This window comes from Kosakonia oryzendophytica, assembly GCF_900094925.1.
Lineage (GTDB): Bacteria > Pseudomonadota > Gammaproteobacteria > Enterobacterales > Enterobacteriaceae > Kosakonia > Kosakonia oryzendophytica.
On record NZ_FMAY01000009.1, the window covers coordinates 1 to 18975 of the forward strand.

22 protein-coding genes are annotated in these 18975 nt (G+C 54.3%); 8 read left to right on the forward strand and 14 right to left on the reverse strand.

Annotation, left to right across the window (positions count from 1 at the left end; all coding sequences use genetic code 11):
* On the forward strand, window positions 1–268 hold a 268-nt coding region (gene tnpA, locus GA0061071_RS15485), incomplete at its 5' end, for an IS200/IS605 family transposase (protein WP_139109667.1).
* A gap of 121 nt (window positions 269–389) precedes the next feature.
* On the opposite strand, the gene slyB is transcribed toward tnpA, so the two are convergent.
* A complete protein-coding gene (gene slyB, locus GA0061071_RS15490; RefSeq protein WP_088237436.1) occupies window positions 390–857 on the reverse strand; it encodes an outer membrane lipoprotein SlyB in 468 nt (155 codons plus the stop codon).
* Window positions 858–1140: 283 nt separating this feature from the next.
* Here slyB and anmK point away from each other — a divergent pair, with 283 nt between their 5' ends.
* The 5 genes from anmK (at window position 1141) to pdxY (ending at window position 5749) form a co-directional block, all read left to right on the forward strand.
* Window positions 1141–2265, forward strand: coding sequence for an anhydro-N-acetylmuramic acid kinase (gene anmK, locus GA0061071_RS15495; RefSeq protein ID WP_088237437.1), 1125 nt, complete (start codon window positions 1141–1143; stop codon window positions 2263–2265).
* Between the two features lie 92 nt (window positions 2266–2357).
* Window positions 2358–2681 (forward strand): C-type lysozyme inhibitor, encoded by a 324-nt coding sequence (mliC, locus tag GA0061071_RS15500; protein ID WP_061495353.1) that lies wholly within the window; start codon window positions 2358–2360, stop codon window positions 2679–2681.
* Between the two features lie 56 nt (window positions 2682–2737).
* Window positions 2738–3394: a pyridoxamine 5'-phosphate oxidase gene (gene pdxH / locus GA0061071_RS15505; RefSeq protein ID WP_088237659.1), complete on the forward strand. Its 657-nt coding sequence runs from the start codon at window positions 2738–2740 to the stop codon at window positions 3392–3394.
* A 142-nt stretch (window positions 3395–3536) separates the two neighbouring features.
* Complete coding sequence (tyrS, locus tag GA0061071_RS15510; RefSeq protein ID WP_061495357.1) at window positions 3537–4811, forward strand: tyrosine--tRNA ligase; 1275 nt, start codon at window positions 3537–3539, stop codon at window positions 4809–4811.
* Between the two features lie 77 nt (window positions 4812–4888).
* Window positions 4889–5749, forward strand: coding sequence for a pyridoxal kinase PdxY (pdxY, locus tag GA0061071_RS15515; protein ID WP_088237438.1), 861 nt, complete (start codon window positions 4889–4891; stop codon window positions 5747–5749).
* Between the two features lie 70 nt (window positions 5750–5819).
* Here pdxY and gstA read toward each other — a convergent pair whose 3' ends face one another.
* Complete coding sequence (gene gstA / locus GA0061071_RS15520) at window positions 5820–6425, reverse strand: glutathione transferase GstA (RefSeq protein ID WP_088237439.1); 606 nt, start codon at window positions 6423–6425, stop codon at window positions 5820–5822.
* 107 nt (window positions 6426–6532) lie between these two features.
* Complete coding sequence (gene dtpA, locus GA0061071_RS15525; protein WP_061495366.1) at window positions 6533–8035, reverse strand: dipeptide/tripeptide permease DtpA; 1503 nt, start codon at window positions 8033–8035, stop codon at window positions 6533–6535.
* Between the two features lie 740 nt (window positions 8036–8775).
* Here dtpA and GA0061071_RS15530 point away from each other — a divergent pair.
* Window positions 8776–9201, forward strand: a complete 426-nt coding sequence (locus GA0061071_RS15530; RefSeq protein ID WP_061495369.1) for a CopD family protein — start codon at window positions 8776–8778, stop codon at window positions 9199–9201.
* A 6-nt stretch (window positions 9202–9207) separates the two neighbouring features.
* Here the strand turns inward: GA0061071_RS15530 and nth are convergent, their stop codons facing one another.
* The 10 genes from nth to blr all read right to left on the reverse strand — a co-directional run bounded on the left by nth (window position 9208) and on the right by blr (window position 16679).
* The gene (nth, locus tag GA0061071_RS15535) at window positions 9208–9840 is read right to left on the reverse strand and encodes an endonuclease III (RefSeq protein WP_061495372.1); all 633 of its coding nucleotides are present in this window, start codon (window positions 9838–9840) and stop codon (window positions 9208–9210) included.
* Window positions 9840–10535 (reverse strand): electron transport complex subunit E, encoded by a 696-nt coding sequence (locus GA0061071_RS15540; protein ID WP_088237440.1) that lies wholly within the window; start codon window positions 10533–10535, stop codon window positions 9840–9842. The genes nth and GA0061071_RS15540 overlap by 1 nt, the downstream gene beginning before the upstream one ends.
* 3 nt (window positions 10536–10538) lie before the next feature.
* Window positions 10539–11159 carry an electron transport complex subunit RsxG gene (gene rsxG / locus GA0061071_RS15545; RefSeq protein ID WP_088237441.1) on the reverse strand — a complete coding sequence of 207 codons (621 nt, stop codon included), beginning with the start codon at window positions 11157–11159 and terminating at the stop codon, window positions 10539–10541.
* 9 nt (window positions 11160–11168) lie between these two features.
* Window positions 11169–12221, reverse strand: coding sequence for an electron transport complex subunit RsxD (rsxD, locus tag GA0061071_RS15550; RefSeq protein WP_061495382.1), 1053 nt, complete (start codon window positions 12219–12221; stop codon window positions 11169–11171).
* The gene (gene rsxC, locus GA0061071_RS15555) at window positions 12222–14327 is read right to left on the reverse strand and encodes an electron transport complex subunit RsxC (protein WP_088237442.1); all 2106 of its coding nucleotides are present in this window, start codon (window positions 14325–14327) and stop codon (window positions 12222–12224) included.
* Window positions 14320–14898 (reverse strand): electron transport complex subunit RsxB, encoded by a 579-nt coding sequence (gene rsxB / locus GA0061071_RS15560; protein ID WP_061495388.1) that lies wholly within the window; start codon window positions 14896–14898, stop codon window positions 14320–14322. Before rsxB ends, rsxC begins: the two co-directional genes overlap by 8 nt.
* Complete coding sequence (gene rsxA, locus GA0061071_RS15565; protein ID WP_061495391.1) at window positions 14898–15479, reverse strand: electron transport complex subunit RsxA; 582 nt, start codon at window positions 15477–15479, stop codon at window positions 14898–14900. The genes rsxB and rsxA overlap by 1 nt, the downstream gene beginning before the upstream one ends.
* Window positions 15480–15556: 77 nt before the next feature.
* Window positions 15557–15997 (reverse strand): DUF2569 domain-containing protein, encoded by a 441-nt coding sequence (locus GA0061071_RS15570; protein WP_061495394.1) that lies wholly within the window; start codon window positions 15995–15997, stop codon window positions 15557–15559.
* A gap of 87 nt (window positions 15998–16084) precedes the next feature.
* Window positions 16085–16300: a transcription modulator YdgT gene (ydgT, locus tag GA0061071_RS15575; RefSeq protein WP_061495398.1), complete on the reverse strand. Its 216-nt coding sequence runs from the start codon at window positions 16298–16300 to the stop codon at window positions 16085–16087.
* 241 nt (window positions 16301–16541) lie between these two features.
* Complete coding sequence (gene blr / locus GA0061071_RS15580) at window positions 16542–16679, reverse strand: division septum protein Blr (protein WP_061495401.1); 138 nt, start codon at window positions 16677–16679, stop codon at window positions 16542–16544.
* A 210-nt stretch (window positions 16680–16889) separates the two neighbouring features.
* On the opposite strand from blr, the gene GA0061071_RS15585 reads away from it, so the two are divergent.
* Window positions 16890–17930, forward strand: coding sequence for an oxidoreductase (locus tag GA0061071_RS15585; RefSeq protein ID WP_061495404.1), 1041 nt, complete (start codon window positions 16890–16892; stop codon window positions 17928–17930).
* A 38-nt stretch (window positions 17931–17968) separates the two neighbouring features.
* On the opposite strand, the gene add is transcribed toward GA0061071_RS15585, so the two are convergent.
* Entirely contained in the window at window positions 17969–18970 is a 1002-nt protein-coding gene (gene add / locus GA0061071_RS15590; RefSeq protein ID WP_061495407.1) for an adenosine deaminase, read from the reverse strand.
* Between the last annotated feature and the right edge of the window lie 5 nt (window positions 18971–18975).

Sequence of the window (18975 nt, forward strand, 5' to 3'; positions counted from 1 at the left end):
TGTTCAGCCAGATCATGTACATCTGGTCGTAATAGTCCCGCCGAAAATCTCGATATCAACTCTAATGGGGCATCTGAAAGGTCGCAGCGCAATCAGACTCTACAATCGTTTCCCACACATAAGAAAGAAGCTATGGGGCAACAACTTTTGGTCACGTGGCTACTTTGTAGATACTGTCGGTGTGAACGAGGAAATTATCAGACGATATGTGAGGCATCAGGAGAAAACGGAACAAATACATGAACAGCAAATGGAATTGCTAGAGTAGTAAGCGGAAAGTGACAATAGCCCCCCTTACAGGGGGCATTCTCAAAAGCCACCTTCTAAGAAGGTGGTCTTTTACATTGACACGGTTAAACAAACTGCAATGGGTCACACTGCAACCTGACTTAGCGCGGGGAGACGGTCACCTGACGACCATTGCTTGCCAGCACAACGCGCTGACCTGCTGCGAAACGGGAGTTGCCCTGTTTCTGCACGACCATAATGGTGTTGCCGTCATCTTTACGGATTTCCAGTTCTACACCCTGGGTTTTATTCATCGCCCCCTGAACCGACTGGCCCGCTACGCCGCCGGCAACTGCACCTGCTGCTGTCGCCAGAGAACGTCCGGTACCGCCGCCAACGGTGTTTCCGAGGAAGCCGCCCAGCACTGCACCGCCAATTGCGCCGATGACATTGTTATCATCACCGCCCTGAATCTGTACCGGACGTACGTTCACAATGGTGCCGTAAGTGACATTTTGCACTTGTTTGGCTTCGGATGCAGAGTAGACATCACCAGAAAGCGTGTCGTTATTGACGCAGCCAGCCAGGGTAAGACCAATCAGCGAAACTGCCAGTGCACGTAACATCATTTATGAATCTCCTGTTCACCATGAAACGCTCTTATGAGCATCCATCATGGCTAAATTATATGGCATTTTACTCATGCCAGGTCATATCTTCTGCCAAATCCCGGCAAAAATAATAATCTCAGGGAGCTTAACCCGATCTAAACGAAGCGATTATAAGCGTTGGCGATGTTAATTTCACTTAACAGAAATAGACTTGATTGTTAAAAAGTGTTTGTACGCGATGGCTTTACCCCCGGCTTTATGGTGGAGTGTTACCCCTCTGTCATGCATTAAAGGAAGGCGTATGAAATCGGGTCGCTATATTGGAGTGATGTCGGGAACAAGTCTGGATGGTATTGACGTGGTGTTGGCTGCCATCGATGACACGATGGTCGCCCAGCAGGCAAGCCTGACGTTTCCCATTCCGCTGCCGCTGAAAGAGGCGATCCTCAATATCTGCCAGGGGCAGCAGCTTACGCTATCGCAGTTGGGAAGGCTGGACACGCAGTTGGGCACGTTGTTTGCGGATGCCGTGCTGGCGTTGATGGACAGAGAACAATTGCGCCCGGAAGATATCGTCGCCATTGGATGCCACGGGCAGACCGTCTGGCATGAACCCACCGGCATTGCGCCGCATACGATGCAAATCGGTGATAACAATCAGATAGCTGCGCGGACCGGTGTGACCGTGGTGGGGGATTTCCGCCGTCGTGATATCGCGCTGGGTGGCCAGGGCGCGCCGCTGGTGCCCGCTTTTCACCATGCGCTGCTGGCGCACTCGGTTGAGCGCCGTATGGTGCTGAACATTGGCGGTATTGCAAATCTGTCGTTGCTTATCCCCGGGCAACCCGTGCGGGGGTATGACACCGGACCGGGCAATATGCTGATGGATGCCTGGATTTGGCGGCAGAAAGGCAAACCCTACGATAAAGATGCTCAGTGGGCGTGCGAAGGCAAAGTTATCCTGCCGCTGCTGCAAAACATGCTAAGCGATACGTACTTTGCCGCTCCCGCGCCCAAAAGTACCGGGCGCGAGTATTTCAATTATGGCTGGCTGGAGCGCCATCTGGCGCCTTTCCCGGTGCTCAACGGGAGTGATGTTCAAGCCACGCTGGCAGAGCTGACGGCGGTGACGATTTCTGAGCAAGTTTTACTGAGCGGTGGATGTGACCGGCTGCTTGTCTGCGGCGGTGGCAGCCGCAACCCGTTGGTCATGGCGCGTCTGGCGGGGTTGTTGCCAGGCATTGAAGTCGGTACGACTGATGAGGCCGGGATCAGCGGCGATGATATGGAAGCGCTGGCGTTTGCCTGGCTGGCCTGGCGTACACTGGCGGGGTTGCCCGGTAATTTGCCGTCGGTAACCGGAGCCTCAGCGCCCACGATTTTGGGGGCGATTTTCCCGGCCAACCCGCGCCAGAATCAGAGTTAGCTGAATTCCACATTGCAGGTGCACCGTTAGACTGACGGAGCGTAAGGAGGGTGTTTCGCCCTCCATGACCAGGACAGTCACGGGAACACCTCATGAAAAAATTGTTGATCGCCTGCCTGCCCGCGCTGCTTGCCGGGTGTAGTTATTACCACCAGTTCGTTGAACGCATGCAAACCGATACGCTGGAATACCAGTGTGATGAAAAGCCGCTTACCGTCAAACTTAATCACCCGCGCCAGCAAGTCAGCTTTGTCTGGGAGGATAAGGTTCTGACCCTACAACAAGGATTATCCGCCTCAGGTGCCCGCTATACCGATGGCGTTTACGTGTTCTGGTCGAAAGGGGATACCGCCACGGTCTATAAACGTGACCGTATTGTGCTGAATAACTGCCAGTTACAAAATCCGCGGCGTTGAGATTTTCACAGGGGGGCGCATAATAGCCCTACCTGATGATTACACTCGCTAACGCCATGTCTGATAACGATCAATTGCAGCAAATCGCGCATTTGCGCCGTGAATACACCAAAGGTGGCCTGCGCCGCGGCGACCTTCCCGCTGAACCGCTGAAACTCTTTGAACGCTGGCTGGGCCAGGCCTGCGAAGCACAGCTTGCCGATCCGACCGCGATGGTTGTCGCCACGGTGGATGAAAGCGGGCAACCTTACCAGCGTATTGTGTTGCTCAAGCATTATGATGAAAAAGGGCTGGTGTTCTACACCAACCTCGGTAGCCGTAAAGCGCACCATATCGAACAGAACCCGGCCGTCAGTCTGCTCTTTCCCTGGCACATGCTGGAACGCCAGGTCATGGTCACCGGGAAAGCGGAACGTTTGTCGACGCTGGAGGTGGTGAAATATTTTCACAGCCGCCCGCGCGACAGTCAGATCGGTGCCTGGGTCTCCAAACAGTCCAGTCGGATTTCAGCACGCGGTATCCTGGAAAGTAAGTTCCTTGAACTGAAGCAAAAATTCCAGCAGGGCGAGATCCCATTACCCAGTTTTTGGGGCGGGTATCGCGTGAGCATTGAACAAATGGAGTTCTGGCAGGGCGGTGCGAACCGTCTGCACGATCGTTTTTTGTACCAACGCGAAAATGACGCGTGGAAAATTGATCGTCTCGCTCCGTAATCCCTGAAAAATGTTGCGTTAAGCGCTGGCACTCCGTGTTCCGGCGCTTTATTCTATCTGCCCCCCATGAAGTATCCTTTCGCATCTGGCGAAAAGTCGTGTACCGGCAAAGGTGCAATCCGTTTTATACATGGAGAATTTGATGGCAAGCAGTAACTTGATTAAACAATTGCAAGAGCGGGGCCTTGTGGCTCAGGTGACGGACGAGGAAGCGTTAGCAGAGCGACTGGCGCAGGGCCCGATCGCGCTCTATTGCGGCTTCGATCCTACCGCTGACAGCTTGCATTTGGGGCATCTTGTTCCATTGTTATGCCTGAAACGCTTCCAGCAGGCTGGTCACAAACCGGTTGCACTGGTCGGCGGCGCCACCGGGTTGATTGGTGACCCAAGTTTTAAAGCCACCGAGCGTAAACTGAACACTGAAGACACCGTGCAAGAGTGGGTGGATAAGATCCGCAAACAGGTCGCGCCGTTCCTTGACTTCAATTGCGGTGACAACGCCGCTATCGCCGCGAACAACTATGACTGGTTCGGCAATATGAACGTGCTGACCTTCCTGCGTGACATCGGCAAACACTTCTCTGTTAACCAAATGATTAACAAAGAAGCTGTGAAGCAGCGTCTGAACCGCGATGATGTGGGCATTTCGTTTACCGAGTTTTCCTACAACCTCTTGCAGGGTTACGACTTTGCATGCCTGAACAAGCTGCACGGTGTGGTATTGCAGATTGGCGGTTCCGATCAGTGGGGTAACATCACCTCCGGTATCGATCTGACCCGCCGCCTGCATCAGAACCAGGTCTTTGGCTTGACGGTTCCGCTGATCACTAAAGCCGATGGCACCAAATTCGGTAAAACCGAAGGCGGCGCGGTATGGCTGGATCCGAAGAAAACCAGTCCGTACAAGTTCTACCAGTTCTGGATCAACACCGCCGATGCGGATGTCTACCGCTTCCTGAAGTTCTTCACCTTTATGGATATTGAAGAAATTAATGCGCTGGAAGAAGAAGATAAGAACAGCGGCAAAGCGCCGCGCGCGCAATACGTTCTGGCGGAGCAGGTAACCCGCCTGGTACACGGCGAAGAAGGGCTTATCGCTGCTAAACGTATCACGGAAAGTCTGTTTAACGGTACGTTGAGTGCGCTGAGTGAAGCGGATTTTGAGCAACTGGCGCAGGATGGCGTGCCAATGGTTGAGATGGAGAAAGGCGCGGATCTGATGCAAGCGCTGGTGGATTCCGAATTGCAACCGTCTCGTGGCCAGGCACGTAAAACCATCGCATCCAATGCCGTGACCATTAACGGTGAAAAACAGTCCGATCCGGAATATGTCTTCTCCGACAGCGATCGTCTGTTTGGTCGTTACACGCTGTTGCGTCGCGGTAAGAAGAATTACTGTCTGGTTTGCTGGAAGTAATTTACTACCCCTCTGAGGACGAAGGGAGTGAGAAATCACTCCCTTCTTTTATTGCTCATTCTTGCAAGGCAACAACCATGAAGAATATTCTCGCCATTCAATCGCATGTGGTCTTTGGTCATGCGGGGAACAGTGCTGCTGAATTTCCTATGCGCCGGTTAGGTGCGAATGTCTGGCCGCTGAATACGGTGCAGTTCTCTAACCATACGCAATACGGTAAATGGACCGGCAGTGTGATGCCGCCAGCGCACCTGACGGAGATAGTGCAGGGGATTGCCGCCATTGACCAGCTACAGCGCTGTGACGCCGTACTGAGCGGTTATCTGGGTTCGGCCGAGCAGGGTGAACATATTCTGGGGATCGTCCGTCAGGTGAAAGCAGCAAATCCCCGGGCGAAATATTTTTGCGATCCGGTGATGGGCCACCCGGAAAAAGGATGTATCGTCGCCCCTGGCGTAGCGGAATTCCATGTGCGCCATGCGCTACCGGCCAGCGATATTATCGCGCCGAATCTGGTTGAGCTGGAGATCCTCTGCGAACACGCCGTCAATAACGTGGAAGAGGCGGTACGGGCTGCTCGTGAATTAATTGCTCAGGGGCCGCAGATTGTGCTGGTGAAACACCTGGCGCGCGCCGGGTTAAGCGCAGATCGTTTTGAAATGCTGCTGGTCACATCAGACGAAGCCTGGCACATCAGCCGACCGCTGGTGGATTTTGGCGCACGGCAGCCGGTGGGCGTTGGTGATGTTACCAGTGGGCTGATGCTGGTGAAATTGTTGCAGGGTGCGACGATTCGCGAGGCGCTGGAGCATGTAACAGCGGCAGTCTACGAAATTATGATCACCACCAAAGCGATGCAGGAGTACGAACTTCAGGTGGTGGCGGCTCAGGATCGGATTGCACACCCCGGGCATCTGTTCAGTGCCACACAGCTATAAAAAAGGCGGGAAACCCCGCCTTTATCTCCGGGGCTGATGACGCGTTCGCCATCAGACCATTGTTAAACCCTTACGCAATCCCTTCCGCCGCCATTGCGGCAGCCACTGCCGGGCGTGCGGCAACGCGCGCCATATAGGCGTCGATGTGCGTCAGTTCAGCCATATTCAGTTTCACCGCGCGCGCCCAGCGCAACACCGTGAACAGATAAGCATCGGCAACGGTAAAGTGTGCCCCGCTGATCCATTCCTGCTGACTCAACGTGTCGTTAACATACTGCAGTTTTTTCTCCAGCAGTGCGCGGACGGTGGGTTTGTACTCTTCCGGTGTACCCGGACGGAAAAGCGGGGTGAAGCCTTTGTGCAGCTCCGTTGCGATAAAGTTGAGCCACTCCAGTGTCTTGTAACGCGGTAAGGTGCCCACGGGTGCCAGCAACTGGCTCTCTGGTGCGTTGTCTGCCACGTATTGCATGATCGCCACGCCTTCTGTGATCAGCGTGCTGTCGTCCAGCAGCAGCGCAGGGACCTGACCTTTCGGGTTGATAGCGAAAAAGTCATCGCCATTCTCAAGGCGTTTTTTCATCAAATCGACGCTGACCAGGGAGACCACTTTCCCGGCTTCGCGCAGGGTGATGTGGGAGGCAAGGGAGCAGGCGCCTGGCTTGTAAAACAGTTTCATTATTGTTTCCTTATGGCTGATTCCGGTCATAGGTTATTACGCAGTGGAATAAAAAAAAAGCCGCTAACCTGCGTTAGCGGCTTTAAATTTCGTGTTCCCCGCGAATGTTAAGCGGTGGCGGTTTCAGTCGCTTTGCTGGCGCTGTCGTCGCTCAGAGTCATGCGGTTAAGCTTCGGCGCTGTCAGGATCATCAGCACGGCAATCACAGCAGTAACGATACCGATTTGCAGGAAGACGCTGCCGTAGATGTTCAGTGACATCAGCGGATCGGTAACATTTTCCGGGATGGCCATCTGATTCGCGACATAGCCGGCAATAATGTTCGCACCTGCGGTGGTCAGGAACCAGCTACCCATGATAAAGCCCATCAGACGCTGCGGCACCAGTTGTGCCACCATCGCCAGGCCGAGGCCGGAGATCATCAGCTCACCGATGCTCTGTAGGCCATAGCTTGCAATCAGCCAGCTTACAGACACGATACCCGCGTCGGAGGCGAATTTAGCGCCCAGCGGCAGGATCAGGAACGCGCCAGAGCACAGCACCATGCCGATAGCGAATTTGTACGGCATTGGCAGGGTGTCGCCCATTTTGTTATAGAGGGCGGCCAGGATCGGACTGCCAATAATGATCCAGAATGGGTTCAGCGCCTGGTACTGCTCCGGTTCAAACGCGATGCCGAACAGGGTGTGTTCCACGTTGCGAATAGCGAAGAAGTTCAGCGAGGTCGGCATCTGGCTGTAGAGAACGAAGAAAACAATCGCCTGCAGCATCAGAATAAAGGCAACAATCATTTTGCGACGTGCTGCGCCTTTAAGTACAAAAGTCTCTTTGGCAAAAATGCAGATGATGCCCAGTGCTACGACGCCCAGCACCATGCGTGCGATGCCCTGGTTGTGCAGCAACCAGGTTGCGATCGTCACCAGCACCACGATACCCACGATAGTTGCCAGCAGGTAGCCAACACGCAGCGGTTCGAAGTCCGGTTTAGAGCCGTAGTTTTTCACCCAACGTTTGCAGACGGAGAAGTTAACGATGGTGATCAGCAGGCCAACAACGCTCAGACCAAAGGCGGTGCTCCAGCCAAACTTCGCTGCCAGCCACGGTGTCGCCAGCATCGAGAAGAAGGAACCGACGTTGATGGACATGTAATACATGGTGAATGCACCGTCCAGACGTGGGTCATCTTTTGCATAGCAGGTTGAGAGCAGGGAAGAGGGGTTGGCTTTAAACAGGCCATTACCCACGGCGATAGCCGCCATACCCATGTAAACGATACCTGCATCGTGACCGGACCAGGCAACCAGCGCATAACCCACTGCCAGTACGATTGCGCCCAGCATAATTACGCGTTTGGTACCCAGTACTTTGTCGCCCAGCCAGCCGCCGATGGCGACGAGACCGTACACCAGCGCACTGAAAGAGGAGAACAGGGTGATAGAGTCCGCTTCTGACATACCCAGTTGTTTCACCAGGTAAACGGCCATGATCCCTTGCAGGCCGTAATAACCAAAACGTTCCCATAATTCGATGGAGAAGATGAGATAGAACGCCTTCGGTTGTTTAAAAGCGTTCAAACTGACGCTTTCGGTTGGTTTGTTTGCAGTCGACACATATACCTCTTTTTTTACATCCCATATTAACGGGGGTGTTCGGCGCGCAATGACCAGAGTTCATCACGCTTATAGTTATATTGGGAGGGGAAACGGCGGGTAATGTTCACTATCCTGCGCTTTCAGGCAAGTCCTTTGACATATTCTGTTACATAGATCCATATCGTTACATTGCTCGGCTATTTTAATTGTTATTCAGAGTTAAATTTCACCATCTCAGTAAACATGGTTTTTTCCTCTGCATTCAAGCGTCGCTATCTGGGTTTAAGGTATATATTCTGCTGTTTTGCTAATAATGTAGTGTATTGGACTGCTTTATAAAATGTATCTGGTTTTATCTATGGTGAGTGGCTGTTTAAACTTTGTTCTGTGGTCGAAGTGTGTTGGCGAAGATACGCTTTTTTAACAAGGTATTAGCAATGTTACGATTATCACAGGGCGGTAGGATTTTTTTCATCTAAAAAAAGGATTGCCCTCATTAAATACGAATAAGGGGAGAATTATCTGCATTCGCGCGACGTGTTTCCGGATAATCCTCGACAAAAAAGAACTTTCAAAGATGTGAAAGTCGTCACGTCGATGATCGATGTAAAATCAGCACGTTCAGGCGCATTTTTGCCGGCAGGTGACCTGCAGCGAACCAAAATGTCGTACTTTTAATGATTATGCCGCGCTTTGTTCATGACAGCGTGCGGTTGCGCTGTCACACTTCTGTCTGGCCTTTTCTTCGGAGTTAAAAGATGAATTTTCACCCATGGCTCAATGCATTGCATATTATTGCGGCGATTGTCTGGATTGGCGGAATATTGGTGATGGCAGTGGTGGCAAGCTGGAGCGCCGCACAGAAGGATGTCACCACGGTTTCAGGCCTGCTCAGGGACGTGCGTAGCTGGAGTCGTCGCGTGACGACGCCCGCGATGTTGTTACTGTGGGTAGCCGGGATAGTAATGATTGTGGCACACGGTCAGTTGCCGCATATGTGGCTGGTATTAAAGCTGGTGCTGGTGGTTCTGCTTTCCGGCCTGCACGGTTTTCTCTCTGCCACGTTGCGCCGTATGGCGGCAGGCGAAGCAGTAAAGGGCACCGGGATGATAACAAAAGCCACCGCACTGACGATCAGTGCAGTGGCGTTGATTATTCTGCTGGCCGTGATGCGCCCGTTCTGAGAATGCTCAGTCCGTTTTGTCGCCGTATTCGCACAGATCTTCGATAATGCAGGAGCCGCAACGCGGTTTACGGGCGATGCAGGTGTATCGCCCGTGCAGGATTAGCCAGTGATGGCAATCGACCTTAAACTCTGCCGGTACAACCTTCAGCAGCTTCTCTTCTACCTGCTCCACATTTTTGCCAGGTGCAAACCCGGTGCGGTTGGCGACGCGAAAAATATGGGTATCTACGGCGATCGTCGGCCAGCCGAAGGCAGTATTCAGTACCACGTTTGCCGTTTTACGCCCGACGCCTGGTAATGCCTCCAGTGCTGCCCGATCTTCCGGAACTTCGCCACCGTGTTGTTCCAGCAAAATGCGGCAGGTCTTGATGACATTTTCTGCTTTGCTGTTAAACAGACCAATAGTCTTGATGTACTGCTTTACGCCTTCCACACCTAACTCCAGCATGGCTTTCGGGGTATTTGCAACCGGGTAGAGTAAGGCGGTGGCTTTATTCACGCTGACGTCGGTTGCCTGCGCGGAGAGCAGCACCGCGATCAGCAGTTCGAACGGAGAGTTAAAATGCAATTCCGTGGTGGGGTGCGGGTTGTTTTCCCGTAAACGGGAAAGTATTTCCAGCCGTTTTGCTTTGTTCATTATGCCTTCCCGGGCGACGCCTGCGGTTCTTCACTGGCGACGGCCATTGCCTCGCGCCGTTTTTTCATTTTTTGATCAATCAAATACTTCACTGCCAGCATCATACCCAGACCAATAAACGCGCCTGGGGGCAGCATCGCCAGTAAAAAGGGCGAATCGGTGTGGAACACTTCAATGCGCAGTACCTTTGCCCAACTGCCCAGCAACCCATCGGCACCGTCGAACAGCGTGCCGTTGCCAAGGATCTCACGCAGGGAGCCCAGCACAAACATGGCGCTGGTTGCACCCATGCCAATAGAAAAACCGTCCAGTGCTGACAGCGCCGGGCCTTTTTTGGCAGCGAAAGCTTCCGCACGCCCAACAACAATACAGTTGGTGACAATCAGCGGAATAAAGATCCCCAGAGACTGATAGAGACCAAACGCATAGGCGTTGATCAGCATCTGCACCGCACTCACGACTGAGGCGATAATCATCACATAAATGGGAATACGGATCTCATCCGGCGTCCAGCGGCGCAGGGAAGAGATAAACAGGTTGGTGAGGGTCAGCACCAGCGTGGTTGCCAGTCCCAAACCAAGGGCGTTGGTTGCAGTAGAGGTGACCGCCAGCAGGGGGCACATCCCCAACAACTGAACCAGTGCGGAGTTGTTCTTCCACAATCCCTGGACGATAACGTCTTTGACTTCGCTCATGGTTTACTCTCCACAAACCGGCAAATGGGGTAGCTGCTCAGGGAGCGTCTTTGCGTACAGGCCGGTACGTTTTACCGCGTTAACAACCGCGCGCGGGGTGATGGTGGCACCGGTAAACTGGTCGAAATCACCACCGTCCTTTTTCACCGCAAAATGGCTGTCGGCAGCGCCGTCTATTGTCTTCCCGGAAAAGTGGGTGATCCAGTCGGAAATACGCCGTTCAATTTTATCGCCAAGTCCCGGTGTTTCGTGGTGCTCGGTGACGCGAACGCCCAGAATAGTGCCATTAAAATCCGCACCAACCAGCAACTGAATAGCGCCGGAATAGCCGTCCGGCGCTGTGGCTTCAATAATCGCCCCTACCGGTTGTTCATCTTTTTTAGCGATCCAAAGATGATGCTGGCCTTTACCCAGCGCGGGGTCGCTCACCAGATAACAGCTCTGTTGCAGCGCATTATTATAGCTATCGTCAGCGATAACCTGATCAAACAGTGCTTTCTGCTGTATCGCTGCCTGCCCGGCAATGGTGGTTTTGGTCATCTGATCGATGGCAGCCGTCAGCCCCGTAGAACCGGCGGCGAACAACGCCAACGTCAGGCCATGTTTGCGCATTGTTTTTAGCATACCGGCTCCTTAGCGATGCCCGTACACGCGTGGACGCGTGTAGTAGTCAATCAACGGCACGGTAATGTTGGCCAGCAACACCGCAAACGCCACACCGTCCGGATAGCCGCCAAAACTGCGAATCAACCATACCAGCAGACCAGCCAGTGCACCAAAAATCAGGCGGCCTTTATTGGTGGTGGAGGCGGTCACCGGATCGGTAAGAATAAAGAACGCTCCCAGCATCGTTGCACCGGAGAGCAAATGAAGTTGTGGCGCGGCCAACGACGCAGGCGAAAAGATCCACCCCAGCGTGGCGCAGAGGGCCAGCGTGACGAGAAAACTGACCGGAATATGCCAGCGAATGGTTTTTTGCCACAGCAGGAACACGCCGCCTGCCAGATAACCGAGGTTCACCCACTGCCAGCCTGCGCCTGCAAGCACGCCGCTGTAAATCGGATATTGCAGGATCTGCTCAACGCTGTGACCGGCATGCAAAGACGTTTTGAAGGTATCAAGTGGTGTCGCCTGGCTTATTCCATCAATACCGATACGCAGGTTTTCCATGGTTGCACCCGTGGCGGTATGCCCGGTGAAAATCATCTGCATGGCATCGAAAAAACCGGGCGCGGTACGAGCGATGTCGTACGGCGGCAACCAACTGGTCATTTGCACCGGGAAAGAGATCAGCAGCACCACATAACCAATCATCGCCGGGTTAAACGGGTTATGTCCCAATCCACCATAGAGTTGCTTGGCGATGATCACCGCGAAAACGGTACCCAGCACCACCATCCACCAGGGGGCAAGAGACGGAATACTGATAGCAAGCAGAAGCCCGGTCAGCAGGGCGGAGTTGTCTGCCAGAATCTGACCGACGCGCTGTTTGCGTAACCGCAGTACCAGCGCTTCTGCCGCCAGCGCGCTGACGATGGCGAGGACGATTTGTACCCCTGTTCCCCAGCCGAAAAACCATAATTGCGCCGCAATGCCGGGCAGTGTCGCCAGCGTGACCAGCAGCATAATGCGTGAGGTCTGACGCTGGTTATGGGTATAGGGGGAACTTGCGATTCTGAAAACCATTTAATCCTCGTTGACAGCTTGTTGCGCACGCTTCTTCGCCTGAACCCGGGCAATGGCGGCGGCAACCGCGGCTTTGCGTGGGTCATCATTGGCTGCCTGCGGCACGGCGGCCTGCGACTGGGCTAATTTACGTGCTTTGGCACGGGCGATGGCTGCTTCCACTGCGGCTTTGCGCGGATCGACTGGCACATCAGACACCCCAGGTTCTTCTGCGATGGCCGGTTGTGGCTTATTGGTTCCACTTTGCGCCAGTTTGCGTGCCTTGGCGCGGGCGATGGCTGCTTCCACTGCGGCTTTGCGTGGATCGACAGGTGCATCAGCCACCCCAGGTTCTTCTGCGATGGCCGGTTGTGGCTCATTGGCTCCACTTTGCGCCAGTTTGCGTGCCTTGGCGCGGGCAATGGCTGCTTCCACTGCGGCTTTGCGCGGATCAACGGGGGCATCAGTCGCCGCAGGGTGCTCCTGCTCTGTGCGCTGTGCTTTTTCAGCCTGGCGTGCACGTGCCTGCGCTTTTCGCGCTTCGCGGGCGGCGATCATTGCGCTGTTATCCGGCTGTTCGCCCGGCTGAATCACGACAGGTTTTGTGGCGGCAGCCTGTTTTTCACGGACGCGCGCCAGAGCAGCATCAATTGCCTGCTGATCTTTCGCACCCGGTTGCACGGCGGCTTGTTTGTGGCGTTCGAGGCGCGCGAGTTTGTCGCGCTCCAGCCGTGCCTGGCGGGCTTCAAAGCGTGCTTTGGCTTCAGCGTTGCGTCGTTCTTCCTCTGCGATGGCGGCGATCTCCGCCTTTTCCTGACGGAAATATTGTACCAGAGGGATATTACTCGGGCAGACCCAGGCGCACGCACCGCACTCAATACAGTCGGAAAGATGATGTGCGGTGGCTTTATCGTGCTGTTGACCTTTGCTGAACCAGTAGAGTTGCTGTGGCAGCAAATCCGCCGGGCAGGCATCAGCGCAGGCGCTGCAACGGATACACCCTTTCTCTTCTTGCGACTCACCCATTTCGCTTGCGGAGGGCGCCAGCAGGCAGTTTGTTATCTTAACGACCGGCACATCAAGCCACGGCAGGGTGAAGCCCATCAGCGGCCCGCCCATAATCACCAACTGCTCGGCAGAGGGGCAGAAACCCGCGACATCGAGCAGGTGGCGAACAGGTGTACCAAGGCGCGCCCAGACGTTACCCGGACGGGTGATCGCTTCGCCGGTTAAGGTCACTACGCGTTCGGTCAGCGGTTCGCCGTCGATGATGGCGCGTTTCACCGCATACGCTGTCCCGACGTTTTGCATCAGAATGCCAATATCGGAAGAGCGACCACCGTGCGGCACCTGCTTACCGGTAAGGATTTGCGTTAACTGTTTAGCACCGCCGGACGGGTATTTGGTAGGGATCACTTTCAGCTGGATATCGTGACTGCCCGCCAGTACCGCACGCATCATCGATATGGCCTGCGGCTTATTATCTTCGATGCCAATAAGGGTCTGACGCGGCTGAAGAATGTGCGCCAGGATACGCACGCCTTCCATAATTTGTGCTGCACAATCCTGCATCAGGCGATCGTCCGCCGTGATGTAAGGTTCGCACTCAGCAGCATTAATTATCAGCGTGTCAATGTTATCGCCGCCGCCCTGGAGCTTGGCACCGGTCGGGAAGCCTGCACCACCCAGACCGGCGACACCGAACTGGTGAATACGCGTAATTAACGCGTCGCGGCTATGGGAACGGTAATCCTGCCAGCCATCGCGATCGATCCAGCGATCTTCACCATCGGCGTCAATGATCACGCTCATTTCCGGCAGTGCGGAAGGGTGCGCTGTCGAATGTGGCGCAATAGCGGTAATCACACCGGACGTCGGCGCGTGTACGGGCAGCATGCGCCCGCGACCACGGGTCAGCGGCTGACCGCGCAGAACAGTGTCGCCCACGTTTACGCATAGCTCGCCTTCAGCGCCGATATGCTGTTTCAAGGGGATGACAAAACGGTTCGCCAGCGGTATCTGGCGCAGCGGCGTTCCGTTTGATTGGGTTTTCATTTCAGGCGGATGAATACCGCCGTGAAAATCCCACAGTTTCTCTTTTCGGAAAGCGGAAAATAACTTAAGCATGTTGTTCCACGGCAATAGTGCGCACAGGAATGGTCTGCAAATCCCATTTCCAGTTACGGGTGGTCGCTTCCACCGGACGCAGTTCAATACACTGTGTCGGGCACGGATCCACACAAAGATTGCAACCGGTGCAAAGATCGCTCATCACCGTATGCATGGCGCGGGTTGCGCCAACGATGGCATCCACCGGGCAAGCCTGAATACATTTGGTGCAGCCGATGCAATTGTTTTCATCAATGATAGCCAGCATGCGCACGGGTTCCCTGGCCTCGGCATCGCCATCAATCGGTTGCGGATCGACATTCAACAGGGTGGCGATTTTGAGCATCACGGCCTCGCCGCCAGGGGCGCAGCGGTTAATTTTTTCGCCTTGTTTGCCAACGGCTTCAGCGTAAGGGCGACAGCCAGGATAGCCGCACTGCCCGCACTGGCTTTGCGGCAATAACTCATCAATTCTTTCAACGACCGGATCGTCTTCCACCGCAAATCGGCGGGAGGCGTAACCGAGAATAAGGCCGAATAACAACCCGAGCGCGCTCAGGGCTGCAACGGCTATCCAAATCGCACTCATTACAGTTTCACCAGACCACTAAAGCCCATAAAGGCCAGAGACATTAAGCCCGCAGTGATTAACGCAATCGCATTGCCGCGAAAAGGGGCGGGCACATCGGCAACGGCCAGGCGTTCGCGGATCGCCGCAAACAACACCATAACCAGAGAGAACCCTACCGCAGCAGCGAAACCATATAACGCCGATTGCATGAAATTGTGCCCAAGGTTGATATTGAGCAGGGCCACACCCAGCACCGCACAGTTGGTGGTGATCAGCGGCAGGAAGATACCCAGCAGGCGATAGAGCGCCGGGCTGGTTTTGCGCACCACCATTTCGGTGAACTGCACCACCACGGCGATAATCAGAATAAACGCCAGCGTGCGCAGATAGACTAAATCCAGCGGGATCAACACCCATGTATCGATGAGCCAGGCGCAGACGGAGGCCAGCGTCATCACGAAAGTGGTCGCCAGTCCCATGCCCATCGCGCTTTCCAGTTTTTTGGATACGCCCATAAACGGACACAAGCCAAGAAACTTCACCAGTACGAAGTTATTGACCAGTACCGTTCCGATAAATAGCAGCAGATAGTCTGTCATGATGTGGCCTGAAATAAAAAAAGCCGCCTATTATCGGTCAAACAGCACCGGGCGACAACAGGATAACTGTAAGGTTATTACGGGTTAATAAAGGTCTTCTTAACGCGCGTGGAGCGCTTGAAATAGGGCACCATTAACGCGGCGGCAAGCAGCGGAAACAGCAACTGGCGTAAGGCCAATTCGTCGGAAACCGGTGCAAAAGCAAAGGCTTTCACCGCCAGCAAGACGGAAATCAGCAACCAGACGATATAATGCTTCGGTACGCTACGGCGGCGTTTAAAAAAGGCAATCACCAGCCAGAAGGTGTAGTACCAGATACCCAGCGCGCAGGCGAACGACACAAACCACAGCAGTGTGTCGCGAAAGGGCATCGTACCGAGCATGGTGACGGTTTGCGGCGTCAATAATGCCGTTCCGTACATTAATAACGCCAGCGACGTGCTGAACAATACCACCAGCAACCAGGCCAGAGGGCCAAGCAACCAGCCGCCGATTCTTTCTGCGGAGAGTGTTGTCATATTGCATTCCTCGCTCAGGCATTATTGCGATAGGTTTATTGCGCCGGGCGAGGAGTATAAAGCATTACATGCTGATTGCCAGTGGCGTTATTGCACGTAATGCCATACGGATTTAGGAACGCATCCAATGTCAAACAGACGGCCACCGGAGACCAGCTCAGCGCGACGATGATCGGCTGCGCGGTACATATTGATGATCTCTTCGTTATCGCTCAAGGTGTAGTTAAGGTGATCAAACAATTTTTCCAGACTTTCAAGCGAACTGATTTTGCGAAATTTTAATAAATAGTCCTGGACGGTCATGTTGAGGGTTATCCATATAATCAAAGAGGCAGAAATACAGGTGTGTATAATTCGTTCGAATAATAAACATTATTAACAGGACGTAAATAGTCGCTGATTGTTCTGCCATTAAATTAAGAGTTTTCTTTCCGGATGAAACCGGGCGCCAGAACAGCGCCCGGTAGAAGAGTAACGATCTTCACCATGACTGGCAATAAACATCTGCTTGTTTATTTACTCGCCGTAAGGGATGCACTGCACGCTATTTTTTCTGTGCAACGATGCTTTGTTCCGGCGGCTGGTAATTATCAATATGGCTGGCGAAAACCAACAGTATGGTTGATACGCCGAGCACAACCCAGCCCATTAATTCAATGATCCGATTGAAGATTGCGGCCATACTTCTACTACTCCCTGATGTTAGCCCACGCATGTTACTGAGACCGCCCGTTAGCGGCAAGGCGTTGATCGGGGATTTAAGCAGATTCCAGGCCAGGAAACCAGGGCTGAACGATGTTTATTTATACGATTTGCCCGGCAATAACTGAACAGGTTGTCGCAACGAGACTGATAGTGTGAAATAGCTCATCCAACGAGGAGAGGCCGCAATATGAGTGATAATATCCGTGTCGGATTAATCGGTTATGGCTATGCCAGTAAAACCTTCCACGCGCCGCTGATTGCCGGAACAGCAGGGATGGAGCTGGCGGCCATTTCCAGCAGTGATGAAGCGAAAGTGAAAGCGGATTGGCCTGCGGTGCCGGTTGTTTCGGAACCTAAACACCTGTTTAACGATCCGCAAATCGATTTGATTGTTATCCCGACCCCCAACGATACGCACTTCCCGCTGGCGAAAGCGGCGCTGGAGGCTGGTAAACATGTTGTGGTGGATAAACCTTTCACTGTGACGTTGTCACAGGCACGTGAACTGGATGCGCTGGCGCGCAGTCTTGGTCGTGTGCTATCAGTGTTCCATAACCGTCGTTGGGACAGCGATTTCCTGACGCTGAAAGCGCTGCTTGCTGACGGAACGCTTGGTGAAGTGGCTTATTTCGAATCCCATTTCGACCGCTACCGCCCGCAGGTGCGCAATCGCTGGCGCGAACAGGGCGGTCCGGGCAGCGGGATCTGGTACGACTTAGCACCGCACCTGCTCGATCAGGCGGTTAACTTGTTTGGTCTGCCGGTTTCCATGACGGTCGATTTGGCGCAGTTACGCCCCGGAGCCCAGTCAACCGACTATTTCCATGCGGTGCTCTCGTACCCGCAGCGTCGGGTAATACTGCACGGTACCCTTCTGGCGGCGGCTGAATCTGCCCGCTATATCGTGCACGGCAGCCGCGGCAGTTATGTGAAATACGGTCTCGACCCACAGGAGGAGTGCCTGAAAAGCGGTGCGCGCCTGCCGCAGGCGGACTGGGGCTATGACATGCGGGATGGGGTGCTGACTCGCGTGGAAGGCGAAGAGCGTCAGGAAGAGAACTGGCTCACGCTGCCGGGGAATTACCCTGCTTATTATGCTGCGATCCGCGATGCGCTGAACGGTGTCGGTGAAAACCCGGTTCCGGCCAGCCAGGCTATCCGGATCATGGAGCTGATCGAACTGGGTATTGAGTCGGCGAAACACCGCGCCACGCTGAGTCTCACCTGAGGATGAACCGCTCACGCAAGGACGTGAGCGGTTTTTTATTACGCAGTAGCGACTTTATCGCGAAGCGTCTGTTTCTCGCTGTCGCTGAGAAACGCCATCTCCAGCCCGTTGATTTGCGCCTGGCGGATCTGGTCGCGGCTCAGCCCTGCAGCCGGGGCGGCCACATTATATTCGTGACCAATTTCCACGCCCTGAACCGCAGGATCGTCAGTGTTGATGCTGGCCAGAATTCCGTGCTCAAGGAATGTCTTCAGCGGATGACGCGCCAGCGACGCGACGGTGCTGGTCTGAATATTCGACGTTAAGCAGGATTCGATGCCGATTCGCTGCTCCGCAAGGAAATCCATCAGCGCGGGATCTTCAATGGCTTTTACGCCATGCCCGATGCGTACCGCGCCCAGTTCACGGATCGCCTGCCAGATGCTCTCTGGACCCGCAGCTTCGCCTGCATGAACGGTAATACGCCAGCCCGCATCGCGCGCGCGGTTAAAGTGAGGTAGAAACAGGCTCCCCGGGAAGCCCAGTTCGTCGCCGGCCAGATCCAGTGCAGTGATGCTGTCCCGATGGGCCAGCAGCGCTTCCAGTTCCTGCAAACAGGCGGCTTCGCCAAAGGTGCGGCTCATAATGCCAATTAAACGCGCCTCAACATTAAAGTCGCGACTGCCTTCGCGGATCCCGGCAATCACCGATTCCACTACGCCCGCCACTGGCAGGTTATGGGTCATGGCCATATAACCCGGCGAGAAGCGGAGTTCGACATAGTGCAGGCCGTTTTGCGCGGCATCCTGCATATTTTCATACGCAACGCGGCGGCAGGCATCCAGCGATGCCAGTACTTTTACACCCCAGTCGAGTTTGGCCAGAAAACTCACCAGATCCGGTTCATTCGAGGTGACCTGAACATGCGGGCGCAGGGTGTCGAGCGTCCCGGCGGGGAGCGTTAAATTGAACTGGCGGCCAAGATCCAGAATGGTTTGGGCACGGATGTTGCCGTCAAGGTGGCGATGAATATCGGTTAGTGGCAGGTTGGGATCTATCATGGTCG

Coding starts and splice junctions, on each gene's coding strand:
- slyB (WP_088237436.1), bottom strand. CDS start 857: ATGATGTTACGTGCACTGGCAGTTTCGCTGATTGGTCTTACCCTGGCT.
- anmK (WP_088237437.1), top strand. CDS start 1,141: ATGAAATCGGGTCGCTATATTGGAGTGATGTCGGGAACAAGTCTGGAT.
- mliC (WP_061495353.1), top strand. CDS start 2,358: ATGAAAAAATTGTTGATCGCCTGCCTGCCCGCGCTGCTTGCCGGGTGT.
- pdxH (WP_088237659.1), top strand. CDS start 2,738: ATGTCTGATAACGATCAATTGCAGCAAATCGCGCATTTGCGCCGTGAA.
- tyrS (WP_061495357.1), top strand. CDS start 3,537: ATGGCAAGCAGTAACTTGATTAAACAATTGCAAGAGCGGGGCCTTGTG.
- pdxY (WP_088237438.1), top strand. CDS start 4,889: ATGAAGAATATTCTCGCCATTCAATCGCATGTGGTCTTTGGTCATGCG.
- gstA (WP_088237439.1), bottom strand. CDS start 6,425: ATGAAACTGTTTTACAAGCCAGGCGCCTGCTCCCTTGCCTCCCACATC.
- GA0061071_RS15530 (WP_061495369.1), top strand. CDS start 8,776: ATGAATTTTCACCCATGGCTCAATGCATTGCATATTATTGCGGCGATT.
- nth (WP_061495372.1), bottom strand. CDS start 9,840: ATGAACAAAGCAAAACGGCTGGAAATACTTTCCCGTTTACGGGAAAAC.
- GA0061071_RS15540 (WP_088237440.1), bottom strand. CDS start 10,535: ATGAGCGAAGTCAAAGACGTTATCGTCCAGGGATTGTGGAAGAACAAC.
- rsxG (WP_088237441.1), bottom strand. CDS start 11,159: ATGCTAAAAACAATGCGCAAACATGGCCTGACGTTGGCGTTGTTCGCC.
- rsxD (WP_061495382.1), bottom strand. CDS start 12,221: ATGGTTTTCAGAATCGCAAGTTCCCCCTATACCCATAACCAGCGTCAG.
- rsxC (WP_088237442.1), bottom strand. CDS start 14,327: ATGCTTAAGTTATTTTCCGCTTTCCGAAAAGAGAAACTGTGGGATTTT.
- rsxB (WP_061495388.1), bottom strand. CDS start 14,898: ATGAGTGCGATTTGGATAGCCGTTGCAGCCCTGAGCGCGCTCGGGTTG.
- rsxA (WP_061495391.1), bottom strand. CDS start 15,479: ATGACAGACTATCTGCTGCTATTTATCGGAACGGTACTGGTCAATAAC.
- GA0061071_RS15570 (WP_061495394.1), bottom strand. CDS start 15,997: ATGACAACACTCTCCGCAGAAAGAATCGGCGGCTGGTTGCTTGGCCCT.
- ydgT (WP_061495398.1), bottom strand. CDS start 16,300: ATGACCGTCCAGGACTATTTATTAAAATTTCGCAAAATCAGTTCGCTT.
- blr (WP_061495401.1), bottom strand. CDS start 16,679: ATGGCCGCAATCTTCAATCGGATCATTGAATTAATGGGCTGGGTTGTG.
- GA0061071_RS15585 (WP_061495404.1), top strand. CDS start 16,890: ATGAGTGATAATATCCGTGTCGGATTAATCGGTTATGGCTATGCCAGT.
- add (WP_061495407.1), bottom strand. CDS start 18,970: ATGATAGATCCCAACCTGCCACTAACCGATATTCATCGCCACCTTGAC.